Annotated in this window: 15 protein-coding genes; 4 read left to right on the top strand and 11 right to left on the bottom strand. The window is 71.4% G+C overall.

Going from position 1 to position 17,410, the window contains the following annotated elements:
- Positions 1–14: 14 nt before the first annotated feature.
- Both ACIBTS_RS27980 and ACIBTS_RS27975 read left to right on the top strand, forming a co-directional pair.
- On the top strand, positions 15–1,535 hold the full coding sequence (locus ACIBTS_RS27980; protein WP_399322983.1) for a glycosyltransferase: 1,521 nt from the start codon (positions 15–17) through the stop codon (positions 1,533–1,535).
- Entirely contained in the window at positions 1,532–3,703 is a 2,172-nt protein-coding gene (locus ACIBTS_RS27975; protein WP_399322981.1) for an ArnT family glycosyltransferase, read from the top strand. The genes ACIBTS_RS27980 and ACIBTS_RS27975 overlap by 4 nt, the downstream gene beginning before the upstream one ends.
- 71 nt (positions 3,704–3,774) lie before the next feature.
- Here the strand turns inward: ACIBTS_RS27975 and helR are convergent, their stop codons facing one another.
- Positions 3,775–5,961, bottom strand: coding sequence for an RNA polymerase recycling motor ATPase HelR (helR, locus tag ACIBTS_RS27970; protein WP_399322979.1), 2,187 nt, complete (start codon positions 5,959–5,961; stop codon positions 3,775–3,777).
- 75 nt (positions 5,962–6,036) lie between these two features.
- The gene (locus ACIBTS_RS27965) at positions 6,037–7,299 is read right to left on the bottom strand and encodes a glycosyltransferase (protein ID WP_399322977.1); all 1,263 of its coding nucleotides are present in this window, start codon (positions 7,297–7,299) and stop codon (positions 6,037–6,039) included.
- Positions 7,300–7,453: 154 nt separating this feature from the next.
- Between ACIBTS_RS27965 and ACIBTS_RS27960 the strand changes: the two genes are divergently transcribed.
- Positions 7,454–8,218 carry a TetR/AcrR family transcriptional regulator gene (locus ACIBTS_RS27960; RefSeq protein WP_399322975.1) on the top strand — a complete coding sequence of 255 codons (765 nt, stop codon included), beginning with the start codon at positions 7,454–7,456 and terminating at the stop codon, positions 8,216–8,218.
- Between the two features lie 112 nt (positions 8,219–8,330).
- On the opposite strand, the gene ACIBTS_RS27955 is transcribed toward ACIBTS_RS27960, so the two are convergent.
- From ACIBTS_RS27955 to ACIBTS_RS27940, 4 genes are all read right to left on the bottom strand, one after another.
- On the bottom strand, positions 8,331–8,801 hold the full coding sequence (locus tag ACIBTS_RS27955) for a PPOX class F420-dependent oxidoreductase (protein WP_079661279.1): 471 nt from the start codon (positions 8,799–8,801) through the stop codon (positions 8,331–8,333).
- A 93-nt stretch (positions 8,802–8,894) separates the two neighbouring features.
- Positions 8,895–9,716, bottom strand: a complete 822-nt coding sequence (locus ACIBTS_RS27950) for a YceI family protein (RefSeq protein ID WP_399322974.1) — start codon at positions 9,714–9,716, stop codon at positions 8,895–8,897.
- A gap of 79 nt (positions 9,717–9,795) precedes the next feature.
- The gene (locus tag ACIBTS_RS27945) at positions 9,796–12,381 is read right to left on the bottom strand and encodes an MFS transporter (RefSeq protein ID WP_399322972.1); all 2,586 of its coding nucleotides are present in this window, start codon (positions 12,379–12,381) and stop codon (positions 9,796–9,798) included.
- Between the two features lie 13 nt (positions 12,382–12,394).
- The gene (locus ACIBTS_RS27940) at positions 12,395–12,988 is read right to left on the bottom strand and encodes a MarR family winged helix-turn-helix transcriptional regulator (protein ID WP_399322971.1); all 594 of its coding nucleotides are present in this window, start codon (positions 12,986–12,988) and stop codon (positions 12,395–12,397) included.
- Between the two features lie 248 nt (positions 12,989–13,236).
- Here ACIBTS_RS27940 and ACIBTS_RS27935 point away from each other — a divergent pair, with 248 nt between their 5' ends.
- Complete coding sequence (locus ACIBTS_RS27935; RefSeq protein ID WP_079661282.1) at positions 13,237–13,434, top strand: hypothetical protein; 198 nt, start codon at positions 13,237–13,239, stop codon at positions 13,432–13,434.
- A 57-nt stretch (positions 13,435–13,491) separates the two neighbouring features.
- On the opposite strand, the gene ACIBTS_RS27930 is transcribed toward ACIBTS_RS27935, so the two are convergent.
- The 5 genes from ACIBTS_RS27930 to ACIBTS_RS27910 all read right to left on the bottom strand — a co-directional run bounded on the left by ACIBTS_RS27930 (position 13,492) and on the right by ACIBTS_RS27910 (position 17,344).
- Positions 13,492–13,818 (bottom strand): hypothetical protein, encoded by a 327-nt coding sequence (locus ACIBTS_RS27930; RefSeq protein WP_399322969.1) that lies wholly within the window; start codon positions 13,816–13,818, stop codon positions 13,492–13,494.
- A 680-nt stretch (positions 13,819–14,498) separates the two neighbouring features.
- Positions 14,499–15,404, bottom strand: a complete 906-nt coding sequence (locus ACIBTS_RS27925) for an RNA polymerase sigma factor SigF (protein ID WP_079661284.1) — start codon at positions 15,402–15,404, stop codon at positions 14,499–14,501.
- A gap of 305 nt (positions 15,405–15,709) precedes the next feature.
- Complete coding sequence (locus ACIBTS_RS27920; RefSeq protein ID WP_399322967.1) at positions 15,710–16,600, bottom strand: RNA polymerase sigma factor SigF; 891 nt, start codon at positions 16,598–16,600, stop codon at positions 15,710–15,712.
- 206 nt (positions 16,601–16,806) lie between these two features.
- Positions 16,807–17,100 carry a Dabb family protein gene (locus ACIBTS_RS27915; RefSeq protein WP_399322966.1) on the bottom strand — a complete coding sequence of 98 codons (294 nt, stop codon included), beginning with the start codon at positions 17,098–17,100 and terminating at the stop codon, positions 16,807–16,809.
- Between the two features lie 43 nt (positions 17,101–17,143).
- Complete coding sequence (locus ACIBTS_RS27910) at positions 17,144–17,344, bottom strand: hypothetical protein (RefSeq protein WP_143688218.1); 201 nt, start codon at positions 17,342–17,344, stop codon at positions 17,144–17,146.
- Positions 17,345–17,410 lie beyond the last annotated feature (66 nt).

Below are 17,410 nucleotides of genomic sequence, written 5' to 3'. Positions count from 1 at the left end.
CGAGAGTCGATGACATGCGAACCGACTCTTCTCCCGGCACCCTGCCGGCGCGGGAGCACCTCCCGGCCGCCACCGCCGGTACGCCTGTCCTGGACGTAGTGATCCCCGTCTACAACGAGGAGAAGGACCTCCAGCCGTGCGTCCGCAGACTGCACGACCACCTGACGCGTACGTTCCCCTACTCCTTCCGCATCACGATCGCGGACAACGCGTCGACCGACACCACTGCCCTGGTGGCGCAGCGGCTGGCGGAACGGATCCCGGAGGTGAGGAACTTCAGGCTCGAGCAGAAGGGCCGCGGCCGAGCGCTGCGGACCGTCTGGTCGGCGTCGGAGGCCCCGATCCTCGCGTACATGGACGTGGACCTGTCCACCGACCTCAACGCGCTGCTGCCGCTGGTGGCGCCGCTGATCTCCGGCCACTCCGACCTGGCGATCGGCTCCCGGCTGGCCCGTAGCTCCCGGGTGGTGCGCGGGCCGAAGCGGGAGTTCATCAGCCGCGCCTACAACCTGATCCTGCGCGGCTCGCTCCAGGCCCGCTTCTCGGACGCGCAGTGCGGGTTCAAGGCGATCCGGCGTGACGTCGCACAAGTTCTCCTTCCCTTGGTGGAAGACACCGGCTGGTTCTTCGACACTGAGATGCTGGTGCTCGCCGAGCGTGCCGGCCTCCGTATCCACGAGGTGCCGGTCGACTGGGTCGACGACCCGAACTCCACGGTGCACATCGTGAAGACGGCGACCGACGACCTGAAAGGGGTGTGGCGCGTGGGCAAGGCCCTGGCCACCGGTTCGCTGTCCCTCGACCGGCTCACCCGCCCGTTCGGCGACGATCCGCGCGACCGCGACATCCAGGACGTCCCCAAGGGCCTGGCCCGCCAGCTCGTCGGCTTCTGTGTCGTCGGCGGCCTGTCCACCCTCTTCTACCTGCTTCTCTACAGCGGCTTCCGCCAGTTCAGCGGCTCGCAGGTCGCCAACGCGCTCGCCCTGCTGGTGTCCGCGGTCGCCAACACCGCCGCCAACCGACGTCTGACCTTCGGGGTGCGGGGCGGCGGCGGGGCCGTCAAGCACCAGGCGCAGGGCCTGGTCGTCTTCGGCATCGGCCTCGCGCTGACCAGCGGCTCGCTCGCCGCACTGAACGCGGCGACGTCCCACCCCGCGCACTCCACCGAACTGGCGGTCCTCATCGCCGCCAACCTCGCGGCGACGGTGCTGCGCTTCCTGCTCTTCCGCGTGTGGGTGTTCTCCGACCGACGCGACGGCGACGACCCGGCGGACCAGGTGAGCCCGTCTCCGACGCACCCGACTTCCTCGTCGTACCCGACGGCGTCCGAGCCCACGCCCGCGTCCGCGCAGGCCGGCGGCCCCTTCGTGCCGCTGCCGCAACGCCCGGTCAACCCGCAGCAGCAGCCCGCCACCACCCCGTACGACACGACTCAGCTCCGCGCCGGTGATGCCGCGGACGGCAGCCGGAGGGACGTCACCATGCGGCTGCAGCCGGTGCGCCCCCACGACACCGACCCGGGGGACGCCCGATGACCACCCACCTCGAACAGACGACCGCCTGGGATACGCCGTCGGCCACCGTGCCGGTCACCCCGCGGCAGCCGGCCGTCCCGGCCCCCGAGTCGGGTGAGCCGAAGCAGCCCCTGCACCGCAGACTGTGGCGCGGCCGCCCCGAGGACCCCCGCTGGGCCCGCCCGGCCTTCCTCGGCCTGCTGGCCGCCACCCTCCTCCTCTATCTCTACAACCTGAGCGCCTCCGGCTACGCCAACTCGTTCTACTCGGCGGCCGTCCAGGCCGGCAGCCAGAGCTGGAAGGCCTTCTTCTTCGGCTCGCTGGACGCGGGCAACGCCATCACCGTCGACAAGCCCCCGGCCTCGCTGTGGCCGATGGCCCTGTCGGTGAGGATCTTCGGCCTGAACTCGTGGGCGATCCTCGCTCCCGAGGCGCTGATGGGCGTCGGCACGGTCGCCGTCGTCCACGCCTCCGTGCGCCGCCGGTTCAGCCCCGCGGCCGGTCTGATCGCCGGCACGGTTCTCGCGCTGACCCCGGTCGCCGCGCTGATGTTCCGGTTCAACAACCCGGACGCGATGCTGGCCCTGCTGATGGCCGTGGCCTGCTACTTCGTGGCCCGCGCGCTGGAGGACGGCCGGACGAAGTGGCTGGTGTGGGCCGGTGCCGCGATCGGTTTCGCCTTCCTCGCCAAGACGCTCCAGGCCTTCCTCGTCCTCCCGCCGCTCGCGATCGTCTACGCGGTCTGCGCGCCGGCGTCGGTGAAGAAGCGGTTCGGACAGCTGGCCGCGGCCACCACCGCGCTGGTCGTCTCCGGCGGCTGGTGGGTCGCGATCGTCGAGCTGTGGCCCGCCTCCTCCCGCCCGTACATCGGCGGCTCGCAGAACAACTCCTTCCTGGAGCTGACCTTCGGCTACAACGGTCTCGGCCGCCTCAACGGCGAGGAGACCGGCAGCGTCGGCGGCGGCGGTGGCAACACCGGCCAGTGGGGCGAGACCGGCTGGGACCGGATGTTCAACTCCGAGATCGGCGGCCAGATCTCCTGGCTGCTGCCGGCCGCGCTGGTCCTCCTGGTCGGCGGTCTGGTGGCCACCCGGACGTTCCGGCGCACCTCGGTCACCCGCGGGCTGTTCCTGGTCTGGGGCGGCTCGCTGCTGATCACCATGGTCGTCTTCAGCTATATGGCGGGCATCTTCCACCAGTACTACACGGTGGCGCTCGCCCCCTACCTGGCGGCCGTGATCGGCATGGGCGCGGGTCTGCTCTGGGAGAAGCGGTCCGAGATCTGGGCCTCGATCACCCTCGCGGCCTCGGTCGTCGCGGCGGCTTCCTGGTCGTACGTCCTGCTCAACCGCACCCCCGACTACGTGCCCTGGCTGAAGTGGCTGGTCCTGGTCGGTGGCCTGGTGGCCGCGCTCGGCCTGACCTTCGCGAGCCGGATCAACCGTCAGCTCGCTCTCGCGGCGGCCTCCGTGGGCCTGGTGGCCGCGCTGGCCGGACCGACGGCGTACACCCTCAGCACGCTGCAGGACGGCCACACCGGCTCCATCGTGACGGCGGGTCCGGCCGGCGCGAGCATGATGGGCGGCGGCGGTCCAGGCGGCGGCCGGGGCGGCTTCGGCGGCGGCATGGGCGGCGGCCAGAACCAGCAGGGCCAGCAGAACCAGCAGGGCCAGCAGAACCAGCAGGGCCAGCAGGGCCAGCAGAACGGCAACGGCAGCACCCGGAACGGCAACGGCTTCCCCGGCGGCGGTCAGCTGCCCGGCGGCCAGACCGGTGACGGCGGCGGAGGCATGGGCGGCGGTGGCGGTGTCGGCGGTCTGCTCAACGGCGCGTCGGTCACCGACGAGGCCAAGAAGCTGCTGGAGACCGACTCCGGCAACTACACCTGGGCCGCGGCCGCGATCGGCGCCCAGAACGCCGCGAGCTACCAGCTCGCCACGGGCGACGCGGTGATGGCGATCGGCGGCTTCAACGGGACCGACCCGTCCCCGACGCTCGCGCAGTTCAAGCAGTACGTGTCCGACGGCAAGATCCACTACTTCATCGGCAGTGGCTCGGGCGGCGGCAGCATGGGCGGCAGCAGCAGCGGCACGTCCTCGCAGATCAGCTCCTGGGTCGAGGCCAACTTCAAGAAGGTGACGGTCGGTTCGGCCACCTTCTACGACCTGACGCAGAAGGCGAGCGGCTGACCCGCTCCGGGACCGGTCGAAGGAAGGGCGGTGGCTCGAGGCCACCGCCCTTCCTCAATGCCCCCGGATGCTTACGAACGTGTGAGAACGACGAGCCGCTGGGTCGCCCGGGTCATCGCGACATAGCGGTCCACCGCCCCCTCGATGCCCTCGCCGAACTCCTCCGGGTCGACGAGGACGACCAGGTCGAACTCGAGCCCCTTGGACAGTTCCGGGGTCAGCGACCGGACCCGGGACGACGTCGGCCGGAAGGACGGATCGCCGATGACGCAGGCGATCCCGTCGTCGTGCGCGGCGAGCCACGCGTCGAGGACCGAACCCAGCTCCGCGACGGATCCATGGACGACGGGAACGCCGCCGCTGCGCACGGACGTCGGCACGTTGGCGTCCGGGAGCGCGGCCCGGATCACCGGCTCGGCCTCCGCCATGATCTCCTCCGGCGTCCGGTAGTTGATGCTCAGGGAGGCCAGCTCGATCCGGTCGAAGCCGAGCCGCTCCAGCCGCTCCCGCCACGACTGGGTGAACCCGTGCCGGGCCTGGGCGCGGTCCCCGACGATGGTGAAGCTCCGCGACGGGCACCGCAGCAGCAGCATCTGCCACTCCGCGTCGGTGAGTTCCTGGGCCTCGTCGACGACGACGTGCGCGAACGGGCCGACGAGCAGATCCGGCTCGAGCGTGGGCAGTTCGGTCTCGTCGACCAGGCTGGCCTGGGCGTCCTCGCCGCGCAACATCGACACCAGACCTTCGCCGTCGTCACCGTCGGCACCGGAGTTGGCGGTGGCCTCGATCAGGTTGTCGACGACCTGCGTCATGCGCTCGCGCTGGGCGGCGAGGATCGCCGCGTGCCGGCGCTTCTGCCGCGCCGTCTCCGGGTCGCCGAGCCGCTGCCGTGCCGCGTCCAGCAGCGGCAGGTCGGACACCGTCCAGGCCTGGGCGTCCGCGCGCTGGAGCCGCTGGACGTCGTCCCGGTCGAGCCAGGGTGCGCACATCCGCAGGTAGGCGGGCACGGTCCACAGGTCGGAGACGAGGTCGGCCGCTTCGAGCAGCGGCCACGCGCGGTTGAAGGCGGTGAGCAGTTCCCGGTTCTGCAGCAGCGACTTGCGCAGCAGGGCGGGCGGGACGTCCTCGCCGTCGTGGCCGGCTTCGTGCTTGTCCATCAGGATCGTGAGCAGCTCCTCCAGGACCTGCTCACGTGCTTCGTTGTGCGGAGTGCCGGGTTCCGCCGCTTCGAAGGCCACGGCCCAGTCGCCGGCGGTGAGCTGGACGTCGGACCAGTGGGTCGTGACCGTCATCCCCTCGGCGGGCGGCTCCTCGTAGAACCTGACGGCCTTCTCGATCGCCTTCACCAGGTGCGCGGACGACTTCAGGCGGGCTGCCTCCGGGTCGGCCTCGACCGCTGCCGTGGCTCCCTCGGCGACGAGGTCCCGCAGGGTGCAGGTCTGCACGCCCTCCTCGCCGAGGCTGGGCAGGACGTCGGCGACGTACCCCAGGTAGGGCCGGCTCGGGCCGACGAACAGCACGCCGCCCCGGCGGTGTCCGAGGCGCGGGTCGGAGTACAGGAGGTAGGCGGAGCGGTGCAGGGCGACGACGGTCTTGCCGGTGCCCGGACCGCCGTCCACGACGAGCGCGCCTCGGGATCCCGCGCGGATGACGGCGTCCTGGTCGGCCTGGATGGTGCCGAGCACGTCGCGCATCCGCGCCGACCGGTTGGTGCCCAGGCTGGCGATGAAGGCGGACTGGTCGTCGAGCGCGGCGTGCCCGGCGAACCCGTCCGAGGTGAAGACCTCGTCCCAGTAGTCGCTGATCCGACCACGGGTCCAGCGGTACCGGCGGCGGCTCGCGAGCCCCATCGGGTTGGCGTGGGTGGCCCCGAAGAACGGCTCGGCCGCCGGCGAACGCCAGTCGACGAGCAGCCGGCGGCCCTCGCTGTCGGTGAGGCCGAGCCGTCCGACGTACAGGGGCTCGCCGCTGTCGGCGTCGACCATGTGTCCGAGGCACAGGTCCAGGCCGAAGCGGCGCAGGGCGCGCAGCCGGCCGGTCAGCCGGTGGATCTCGGTGTCCCGGTCCATCGCGTGCCGGCCCATGCCGCCGGGTGCCCGGCGCTCGGCGTCGAGGCGGTCGGACAGCTCGGCGATCGCCTCGTCGAGGCACTGCGCGATGGCCGCGAAGTGCCGCTCGTCGTCGGAGATCAGCGCCGGGTCGGCCTTGGCGGAAAGACGGTCGGGAAGGTCGAACGCGCTGGTGGTCAGGGGGTTCACTTGATCAGCTCCGATAAGAGGTCGCATACGACCATGGCACGCGGGAAGAGGGCGTCCGAACGGGCGTGACCGACGTCACGCGGTCGCGGGCGGCCGATCCGGGCCGTCCCGCCCGTCCCCGCTGTCCTGGCCGGCCGCGTCGAGCAGCAGCTTCGCGGCCACCGTCGCCCCGTCGGTGCGGATCGTGGCGGCCAGGGCGCTCGCGCGTACGCGGGTCTCGGGGTCCAGGGCCGTCTCGAGCACGGCCGACAGGGACTCGATGGTCGGCGTCGGGTCGAGGTGTGCCGCGCCGATGCCCAGCTCGGCCACCCGCTTCGCCCAGTACGGCTGGTCGGCGATCCGGGGGACCACCAGCTGGGGCGCGCCGGCCCGGGCGGCCGTCGTCGTGGTGCCCGCGCCGCCGTGGTGCACGACGGCGGCCACCCGCGGGAACAGCGCCTGCTGGTTGACCTCGCCGACGACGAAGCAGTCGTCGCCGTCGTCGATCGGGGCCAGGCCCGCCCAGCCGCGGGCGAGGAGTACGCGCCGGCCCCGCGCGCGGGTCGCTTCGATGGCCACCCGGGCGATATCCGTCGGGGCGTACGCGGCCATGCTGCCGAAGCCGACGTACACCGGTGGCGTGCCGGCCTCCAGGAACGCCTCCAGGTCCGCCGGAAGCGGACGGTCGTCGGGCAGGATCCACGCCCCGGTCTGCACCACGTCGAGGTCCGTCCTGCCCTGCGACGGCCACAGCGTCGCGTCCGCCGCCAGCCACGGCCGGCCGGTCAGGACATGGTCGCGGACGTTGTCCACCGGCGGCAGGCCGATCGCCGCCCGATGACTGTTGAGCGCCTCCCCGTACAACGCGTTCACCCGCTGGGCGTCCTGCTCCCACAGCACCCGGTTGTCGGTCTCGTCCTGCGGGGACGGCGTGCCCGGCCGTCGCCCCGGCGGGAAGTGCCGCGACGGCAGGCCCAAGGTGTGGAAGCACGCGAGGACGTAGGGGATGCCCAGTTTCTCGGCCACGTCCCGTGCGCCGGCCGGCATCAGGCCGGTCGCCAGCAGCACGTCGCATCCCTCGGCCGCCGCGGTGAGCGTGGCGAACCGCGCGGCGACCAGCTCGGGAGCGAGCCGGAACGCGGCCTCCGCCGTCGGCGGCTTCGGTCCGGCGACCACCGACTTCACCGTCGGGCCGAGCGGCAGCAGCGGCACGCCGACCCGCCCCAGCAGCGCGGCGAACTCCTCGTCCGGCGGCGCGCACACCCGCACCTGCGCGCCGAGCTCCCGCAACGCCACCGCCAGTCCCGCCAGCGGTTCGACGTCCCCGCGCGATCCCCAAGTAGTCAACAGCACGCGCATTTCGCGACCCCCGTATTCCGCGGATTCCGGTCCAGGCCGGAGATTCTGCGGCACGACGGGGGCCTTGCCGCAAGCCCCCCGGTGCGCTATAAGTTGAGAGTGGCAAGGAATGGGCAACCTCCTTGCCTCTGCTTTTTCCCGGAAGGGCCCTGCCATGGCCGAGACCGCCAAGGATGCCGCCCAGCACAGCGTGTGGCTGGAAGGCAAGGCGCGTCGGCGTGGGCGGGGCGGGGGGCAGCCGTCCGGGCTCGACCTGGACCGGATCATCCAGACGACCGTGCGGCTGCTGGACGCCGAGGGGCTGACCGGGTTCTCCATGCGGCGGCTGGCGGCCGACCTCAACGTGACCGCGATGTCCGTGTACTGGTACGTCGACACCAAGGACGACCTCCTCGAACTCGCCCTGGACAGCGTCTACGGCGAGCTGGAGGAACTGCCCGACCCGCAGGACGAGAGCGCGGACTGGCGCGAGCAACTGCGCACGCTGGCCACGGTGTACCGCGGGCTGCTGGTCCGCCACTCCTGGCTGTCCCCGCTCGCCGGCCGCTACCTCAACCTCGGCCCGAACTCCCTGCGCTTCTCCCGCACGGTCCAGCAGGTCGTGCTGCGCACCGGCCTGCCCGCGCACGGCATCACCGGCACGATCTCGGCCGTCTTCCAGTTCGTGTACGGCTACGGCACGATCGAGGGCCACTTCATCGCGCGCGCCGCGGACACCGGTCTGAGCCCGGACGAGTACTTCCGGCACGCCCTGAGCGCGAGCGCCGAGGCGCCGCAGACCGCGGAGATCGTCGAGCAGTCCAGGGGCCTGATGGCGGCCCGCGGCGGCGACACGGTCGAGGAGATGATGGACCGCGACTTCACCTTCGCCCTGGACCTGCTGGTCGCGGGCATCGAGGCGATGGTGAAACGCGGCTGACCAGGCCTGTGAAACACGGCTGACCAGGCCCTACGACCAGTCCTGTTCCGTACTCGCCCGCACTCGCCCGTACTCGCCCGCGTTCGTCCATACTCACCCGTACTGGTCCGGTCTAGTCCTCCTGAACCAGTCGGGCCGGGAAGCCGCCCGTCGCCACCGGTCCCCATCGCTCGGGCGTGACCCGGATGATCGACTTGCCCTGCTTCCGCATGGCCTCGCGGTACTCGTCCCAGTCGGGGTGCTCGCCGGCGATGTTGCGGTAGTACTCCACGAGCGGCTCCACGGAGTCCGGCGCGTCGACGACCTCGGCGGTGCCGTCGATCTGGACCCAGGGCCCGTTCCAGTCGTCGCTCAGCACGAGGACGCTGACCCGCTCGTCCCGCTTGGCGTTGCGGGTCTTGGCCCGCTCGGGGTAGGTGGAGACGACGATCCGCCCCGAGTCGTCGACCCCGCAGGTCAGCGGCGAGGCCTGGGCGCTGCCGTCGGCGCGCCGGGTGAGCAGGATCGCCCGGTGCCGGGGGCGGACGAAGTCCAGCAGCTCGTCCAGGGAGACCTTGGTGTTCGTCGCGATGTTCGGTGCCATGAGCCCACCCTAGGCCGCGCGGCCCCCCTTTCGGCTGACCCTGCTGTGCCTATGTCCGGGCCGGCGTCCACTGATCCCGTGGTCCTGCTACTGCTACTGCTGCGGCAGGGCGTCTCCCTGCACCGCCTGGACGTCGAGTTCGACCTTCAGGGTGGTGCCGATGGCCGCGATGCCCGCCTGGACGACCTGGTTGTAGTCCATGGCGAAGTCCTCGCGCCGCAGTTCGGTGGTCGCCCGGAAGGCCGCCCGGGTACCGCCCCACGGGTCCGAGCCCGTGCCGAGGTAGGCCAGGTCCAGGTCCACCGGACGGGACACCCCGCGCATGGTCAGCTCGCCGTGGACGGTCCAGCGGTCCGGGCCGGCCGTGGTCAGACCGGTCGAGCGGTAGGTGAGCTCGGGGTACGTCTCGACGTCCAGGAAGTCCGCCGAGCGCAGGTGCGTGTCGCGCATGGCGTTGCCGGTGTCGATGGACGCCGCCCGGATCACCGCCTCCACCCGGGACTTGGCGACGTCGTCCGGGGCGATCTCGACGGACGCCGTGAAGTCCGTGAACCGGCCGCGCACGCTGGAGATGCCCAGGTGCTGGGCGACCGCGGCGACGGTCGAGTGCGCCGGGTCGACGGTCCAGGGGCCGGGCGGGGGCAGTTCCGTGCCGCCCTGCCGGGCCAGCGTCACGGTGCCGACCTCCGCCCGCCGGCTCGCCGTCACGATCGCGCTGGACGCCCTGGGCGCGTACCCGACGGCCGTGACGATCACCGTGTACGCCCCCGGGGCGAGTTCGGTCGTGTCCCGTACGGCTCCTTCCGCGTCGGCCTCGGCGCGCAGCACCTGGCCGCCCGTCATGTCGGTCACCGTGACGACCGCGTGCGACACGGCCCACCCGTCCCGCGTGCGGATCTTCGCGGTCAGTCCCATCTCTCTTGCTCCTCAACTGCGACCGGCCCGGTGTGCGGGGTGAACCCCCGCACCGGGCCGGAGCCTGTAGCGAACCGAACTACTCGCCGGGGTGGGCGAGTTCGATGTCGTGGCCGTCGACGCCGGCGCCCGCGACGGTCAGCGCGGTGGCCACCGGCGGGTAGCCGGTCGCGATGAGCGTGTAGTCGCCGCCGTCGAGGTCGGCGAAGGCGTACGCGCCGTCCACGCCGGTGGTGGCGGTGCCGACCACGTTGCCCGCCGCGTCCACGAGCGTCACCCGCGCGTCGGCCAGCGGACCGTGCGGCGCCCGGACGACGCCCTGGAGCTGGGCGCCCGCGTCGAGGACGACCTCCGCGCGGGTCACGCCCGTCGCGCCGATCTCGACGGGCAGGGCGCGCGGCCGGAACCCGACGGCGTTCACCGCGACGGTCACGGCGCCCGGAACCAGCTCCGCGAAGGAGAACTCGCCCTGCTCGCCGGTGGCCGCGGTGGCCAGCAGATCGCCCCGCACATCGGTGACGATCACCATCGCGTCCTTGACGCCGTCGCCCGACTCGGCGGCGCGCACGACACCGCTGAGCCCGCTGGTCCCGCTGAGCAGGATGTCGTACGCGACCGGCTCGCCGTTCACGACGACCGTCGAGGCCTGCGGCTGGAAGCCGTCCGCGGAGGCGATCAGGACGTACGAACCCGTACCCGGCGCGTCCAGCGCGTAGGCGCCGTCGGCCTGCGCGACCGACCGGCCGAGCTGACGTCCGCCGAGCGAGATCAGCGTGACGGCGGCCTGCGGCACGGGCGTGCTCTCCGCGCCGCGCACGAAGCCGTGCACCGGGATGCCGCCCGAGGGAGACTGCGCGGCGGGGGCGTCGAGGGTGGCGACGGCGGCGTGCCGCTGCGTGCCCTCGGTGCCGGCGGCCTCGGTGTTGGAGGCGGCGACGGCCCAGCTCGGGACGTTCTCCTCGGCCGTCACGGGGGCCTCGACGGTGGCCGGGGCCTCCGTGGTGGCGACTGCGGCCTGCGCGGTGTCGGCCGGGGTCTGCGTGCTGTCGGCCGAGGCGTCCTCGGAAGCGGCCTGCGCCAGCGCGCCCTTGGTCCGCAGCGGGACCTCCTTGATGAACAGGGTGATCAGGAAGGCCAGCAGGGCCAGCGCGGAGGCGATCAGGAAGACGTCCGCGATGCCGTGGCCGTACGCGCTCTCCATGACCGTGCGCAGCGGCGCGGGCAGCTTGTCCATGTCCGGGATGGAGTCGCTGGAGCTCGAACCGGACGCGAGGGAGGCGTACTTGGGGCCGAGGTCGGCGATGCCGTCCTTGGCGTAGTCGGTGATGCGGTTGGCCATGACGGCGCCCAGCGCCGAGACGCCCATCGCACCGCCGAGGGACCGGAAGAAGGTCACGGTCGAGCTGGCCGAGCCGAGGTCGCTCGGATCCACCTGGTTCTGCGTGGACAGCACCAGGTTCTGCATCATCATGCCGACGCCGAGACCCAGCAGCGCCATGAAGATCGCGGTCTTCCAGTAGTCCGTGTCGTAGCGGATCGTGCCCAGCAGTCCGAGGCCGGCCGTGATGAGCACACCGCCGCTGACCAGCCAGGCCTTCCACTTGCCGGTGCGGGTGATGAACTGCCCGGAGACGGTGGAGGAGACGAACAGACCGCCGATCATCGGGATCGTCAAGACGCCCGACATGGTCGGGGACTTGTCCCGGGCCAGCTGGAAGTACTGCGCGAAGAAGACGGTCCCGGAGAACATCGCCACGCCCACGAACATCGACGCGATCGACGACAGCGTGATGGTGCGGTTGCGGAAGAGGCGCAGCGGGATGATCGGTTCCTTGGCCTTCGACTCGACGAACACGAAGACGAGCCCGAGCAGGACCGACCCCGCGACCATCGCGTACGTCTGCCAGGACAGCCAGTCGTACTTGTCACCGGCGAAGGTGACCCAGACCAGCAGCAGGGAGACCGCGGCGGAGATGAAGAACGCGCCGGCCCAGTCGACCTTGACGTCCCGCTTCACGACCGGCAGGTGCAGGGTCTTCTGCAGCACGATCAGCGCGATGACGGCGAAGGGCACGCCGACGTAGAAGCACCAGCGCCAGCCGAGCCAGCTCGTGTCGGTGATGACACCGCCGAGCAGCGGACCGCCGACGGTGGCGACGGCGAAGGTCGCGCCGAGGTAACCGGAGTAGCGCCCGCGCTCACGCGGGGAGATCATCGCGGCCATCACGATCTGCGCGAGGGCGGAGAGCCCGCCCACGCCGACGCCCTGGACGACACGGCAGGCGATCAGCATGCCGGAGTTCTGCGAGAGCCCGGCCGCGGCCGACCCCAGCACATAGATGACGAGCGCTATCTGGACGAGCGCCTTCTTGTCGTAGAGGTCGGCGAGCTTGCCCCACAGGGGGGTGGTCGCCGTCATCGCCAGCAGGGTGGCGGTCACGACCCAGGTGTAGGCGGACTGGCCGCCGCCGAGGTCGCCGATGATCTCCGGGAGGGCGTTCGAGACGATCGTGGAGGACAGGATCGCGACGAACATGCCGAGCAGCAGCCCGGAGAGCGCCTCCATGATCTGCCGGTGCGTCATCGGAGCGTCCGCGGCGGAGCCGTGGGACCCTCCGCCGTGCTTCGCGTGAGCCCGCACACCGGCTGGTGTGGTCGTTGCCATGGGCTTCCTTCTCTTACGTTGCTTGTGCGGGTGTACGGGTGGTCTGTGTCCGTTCGCCCCCGGAGACGGGGGAAACGGGGGAACCGGGGACGGAACCGGGGGCTGAAACGGATGAAACGGGAGGCGGAGGTGCGGGCGGAGGGGGTGCGGGCGGGGGCGGCGGCCGGTGCGGGACCGTCCGGCAGTCGCCGAAGCTGGCGCGCAGCCGGGTCAGCAGTCCGATGAGCTGGCCGACCTCGGCGTCGGTCCAGTCGCCCAGCCGCTGCGTCAGCAGCTCGGTGCTCCGACGGGACAGCTCGGCGAGCATCGCGTGCCCCTCGGGGGTGAGGCGCAGGATGCGGGAGCGTTTGTCCGCCGGGTCGGGGGAGCGCTCGATCCAACCGCGGTCGGCGAGATGCGCGGCGTGCCGGCTGGTCACGGACATGTCGACGGCGAGCAGCTCGGAGAGATTGCTCATGCGCATGTCGCCGTGGCGGCCCAGCAGCGCCAGTACGGCGGCCGAGCCGGCGGAGCAGTCGTGCGGCAGGATCCGCCCGAGGTCCCGCTTCACGGCCCCGACGGCGCTGAGCTGACGCGCCAACTCCTCGTACTGCGCCTGCCCGGCCATCTCACACCTCCCATTTTGTTGCTCGGGGCAACCATAGGAGCGGTTGGTTGCTGCAGGCAAATAAAATCGGCGCGAGGGTCGCAAAAAGTTGGCAAAGGCAAGTATTGCGAGGGTAAATGTGCAGGTGGGGGCATGGGTGGGGATGGCGCGGCAGTCGGCCGAGACGCCGGGTCGCAGGGGCCTGTTCACCGCCCGTGTGGCGACCCCCACTTGGGGCGCCCCGCCCGTTTTCGCTAGTGTCTCGGCCCATGGCTAACACCCAGGGCCCCCAGGGCAACCACGACCCCGCCGGCAGCACCCAGATGTTCCGCGCGTTCGTCGACGAGGGCGCCCCCCGGGCCGCCCAGCCGGCTCCCGCACCGACCGGCTCCCGCATCGGACTGATCGTCGGCGTCATCGCCGCCGTCGTGATCGTCGCCGCGGTCGCCTGGCTGGCGCTGAAGTAACGTCCGCACGGGGACGCCGGGTGGCGCCACGGCGTCACCGCGCCCCTCGGCCTCTTCTCACTCCCACCGCACCGACACGTCCCGCGTCTCGATGTGCATCCCCAGCGGGACCCTCCCCCACTCTCGACTGCGCTCGAGCGGGGGGACCCCCATCGCGTCGACGCACACCGTCCAGGTCCTCTCCGCACGCGCGCCGGCGGCGATCGGCGTCGGGAGCGGGGCCGTCGACTCGCGGGTCGCCCAGTCGATGCCGAGCGCGTCGACGACATGGGTCCCGAACGTGACCGTGCCGGAACGCACCGCTGTGCCACCGGAGTTGTGGAGCGTGAGGGTCACGTCCTCACACCACCGCTGATCCGTGCCCGCGCGGACGGTGTCGCTCACGACGAGCACCGCCGGCCCGGCGGACGCACCACCGGACGGGACCGGCGAGGGCGAAGGCGAGGCCGACCCCGGCGTCGTATGCCCACCCGAGCCGCCTCCGGCGGACGAGCCGCCTCCGGCGGACGAGCCGCCTCCGGCGGACGAGCCGCCTCCGGCGGACGAGCCGCCTCCGGCGGACGAGCCGCCTCCGGCGGACGAGGTGCCCCCCGTGGACGAAGCGCCCCCGATGGACGCGTCGCCCCCGATGGACGCGTCGCCCCCGGCGGGTGAGTCGGCACCGGCCGACGAGCCACCCTGCGGCGAGCCGGGCTCCGGGACTCCGGCCGTCAAAGGGGCCTTCGCCCTCGCCCCGGCCGTGTCCTGCTCTTCCCGCCACCTGGTTCGCCAGGCCGGGCCTTCGGACCTGTCCAGCGGGTCAAGCGGTGGACGCGGGGTGTGGCAGGCACTTCCCCGGCGGGGATCCTCAGCGGTGTTGTCGGCGGTTGCCGACTCCTCCGCTCTCGACTTCGCCGGAGCGGGGAGGGGCGCCGATCGTGTCGATGCCCTCCTCCGCCTCGCGGCTGCCCGCGCCCCGCCTCGGCTGGGCTCGAGCGGGGGGATCCGGGGATCCCCATCGCCCCGCGCACCGGTGCTGATGCGGTGCCGTCCGCTTTCCTGCGGCTTGATCCGCCGGACAGGCCCTAGTCGGAGATCAGGCCGTCGCGCAGCTGGGCCAGGGTGCGGGTGAGCAGGCGCGAGACGTGCATCTGGGAGATGCCGACCTCCTCGCCGATCTGGGACTGGGTCATGTTGGCGAAGAAGCGCAGCATGATGATGCGGCGCTCGCGCGGCGGCAGCTTGGCCAGCAGCGGCTTGAGGGACTCGCGGTACTCCACGCCCTCCAGCGCCGTGTCCTCGTAGCCGAGGCGGTCGGCCAGGGAGCCCTCGCCGCCGTCGTCCTCGGGCGCTGGGGAGTCCAGCGAGGAGGCCGTGTACGCGTTGCCGACGGCGAGGCCGTCGACGACGTCCTCCTCGGACACGCCCAGGACCGCGGCCAGTTCGGCGACCGTCGGGGAGCGGTCCAGCTTCTGGGAGAGCTCGTCGCTGGCCTTGGTGAGAGCCAGGCGCAGCTCCTGGAGGCGGCGCGGCACGCGCACCGACCACGACGTGTCGCGGAAGAAGCGCTTGATCTCGCCCACGACCGTCGGCATCGCGAACGTCGGGAACTCGACGCCCCGTTCGCAGTCGAAGCGGTCGATCGCCTTGATCAGGCCGATGGTGCCGACCTGGACGATGTCCTCCATCGGCTCGTTGCGCGAGCGGAAGCGGGCCGCCGCGTAGCGCACGAGGGGGAGGTTGAGCTCGATGAGGGTGTCCCGGACGTACACGCGCTCGGGACTGTCCTCGGCGAGTGTGGCCAGTCGCAGGAACAGGGAGCGGGACAGGGTGCGGGTGTCGATGGCCCCCGTGGCCGTGGTGAGGGCCGGGGCCTGGGCGGCCTCGGGGGCTGTGACGTCGTCGAGCACGTCGGGCTCGACAGGCACGACGGGCGCGGTCTCGCTCTTCGTGAGCGTGAGCACCTTCGAGCTGCCCTGATCTGCGGACATGCCACCCCCTTTGGGTCGCGGGACGGTCGCGGCGAACATTCCCGCTTGAGGAACGTCAGCCTTCACCTGAATACCGGCGCCGAAGCCCCGGCAAACGCGCTTCCGGCAGAATGTCACATGTCGGCAACACGCTGTAGTGACATGTCGACATGTGAGTAACGAATCGGCCCTGGAAACAGGGGGTGTGACGGTTTTTCAGCGCAGATCTGTCGGGAACAGTCCAGGTGGGCGATTCGCCCCCAACGGTGACGTCTCGATCGTGCTTGCGATCCCCGATCGAGGGACGACTGAAGCCGGGTCGCGGCTCACGCCTCGATGCGGTTCGCCGAGCGCAGCCGCTGGAAGCTACGCGCCAGTAGCCGGGAGACGTGCATCTGGGACACGCCGAGTTCCGCGCTGATCTGGGACTGCGTGAGGTTGCTGTAGTAGCGCAGCAGCAGGATGCGCTGTTCGCGCTCAGGGAGTTGGACCAGGAGGTGGCGGACGAGGTCGCGGTGCTCCACGCCGTCCAGCGCCGGGTCCTCGTAGCCGAGGCGGTCCAGCAGGCCCGGGAGGCCGTCGCCCTCCTGGGCCGCCTCCAGGGAGGTGGCGTGGTACGAGCGGCCCGCCTCGATGCAGGAGAGCACCTCGTCCTCGCCGATGCGCAGCCGTTCGGCGATCTCGGCCGTCGTCGGGGTGCGTCCGTAGGCGGTCGTCAGGTCCTCCGTCGCGCTGTTGACCTGCACCCACAACTCGTGCAGCCGGCGCGGCACGTGGACCGTGCGGACGTTGTCACGGAAGTACCGCTTGATCTCGCCCACGACCGTCGGCATCGCGAACGTCGGGAACTGCACCCCCCGGTCCGGGTCGAAGCGGTCGATGGCGTTGATGAGGCCGATGGTGCCGACCTGGACGACGTCCTCCATCGGCTCGTTGCGGGAGCGGAAGCGGCCGGCCGCGTAGCGCACGAGCGGCAGATTCGCCTCGATGAGCGCCCCGCGCACCCGATCGTGCTCCGGCGTGCCCGGCTGGAGCTCCTTGAGCTCGGCGAAGAGGACCTGGGTCAGTGCCCGGGTGTCGGCGCCACGGCGCCGCTCGGGCGTCGGGGCGGCCTCCGCGGCGGCCTCCGGGACGGCGACGACTTCCAGGGTGGGTGCCGGAGCGGGTGCCGGGGGTGCCTCATGCTGAGGCGGCGCAGTACTGGCCGACACGGTCAACGCCACCTCTTCGTCAGGTCAACATCGGTCAACTCATCCGTCAAAAGCGGTCATAGCATCACAAGACATGTGCACTGTGTGCAAGCACCTCATAACTCCGTGTTGAGCAAGAAGTTGGGGCTTTGGTGGTGATCCAGGACGCGCAAAAGCCCCCCGCCGTTCGGGCGGAGGGCTTCGTACTGCCGAGTACTGCCGACGGAGGCGGCTCAGAACTCGTAGTCGGCGACCACCCAGGTGGCGAACTCCCGCCACAGGGCGACGCCCGCCTGATGGTCCGGGTGCTCGATGTACCGCTTCAACGCGTCCGCGTCCTGGACCGCAGAGTTGATCGCGAAGTCGTAGGCGATGGGGCGCTCGCTGATGTTCCAGCCCAGCTCCCAGAAGCGCAGTTCCGCGATCTGCTCGCCCAGCGCCCGGAAGGCCGCCTCGCCGCGCACGACCCGGGGATCGTCGCGCCGGACGCCTTCGTTGAGCTTGAACAGGACCAGGTGGCGGATCATGGGCACTCCCAGTGCGTACGACGGCCCCGGCACCGCGCCCCGGCTACCGCGCCCCGTCGGCGAGCCAGGTGAAGAAGTCTCCGATGGCCTTGGCTGCGTCCGATATGCCCTCGAAGCCTATCTGGACGTAATCCGCCGCCTTCGCCGGGTCCGTGATGATCACGTAGAGCACGAAGACCACAAGCACGTAGACGGCGATCTTCTTGGCGTTCACCGCCACCTGGCCTCCCCTGTATGCGCCCACTTGGGCCCCTGTTGCCGGCGGCGAGTGTAACCGCCCGTCCGATTTTCACACTGCTTTTGAGCATTC

The organism is Streptomyces sp. NPDC050121 (assembly GCF_044460385.1).
Lineage (GTDB): Bacteria > Actinomycetota > Actinomycetes > Streptomycetales > Streptomycetaceae > Streptomyces > Streptomyces soliscabiei.
The sequence above is the reverse complement of the archived record's forward strand: the minus strand, read 5'-3'. Positions and strand labels throughout refer to the sequence as shown.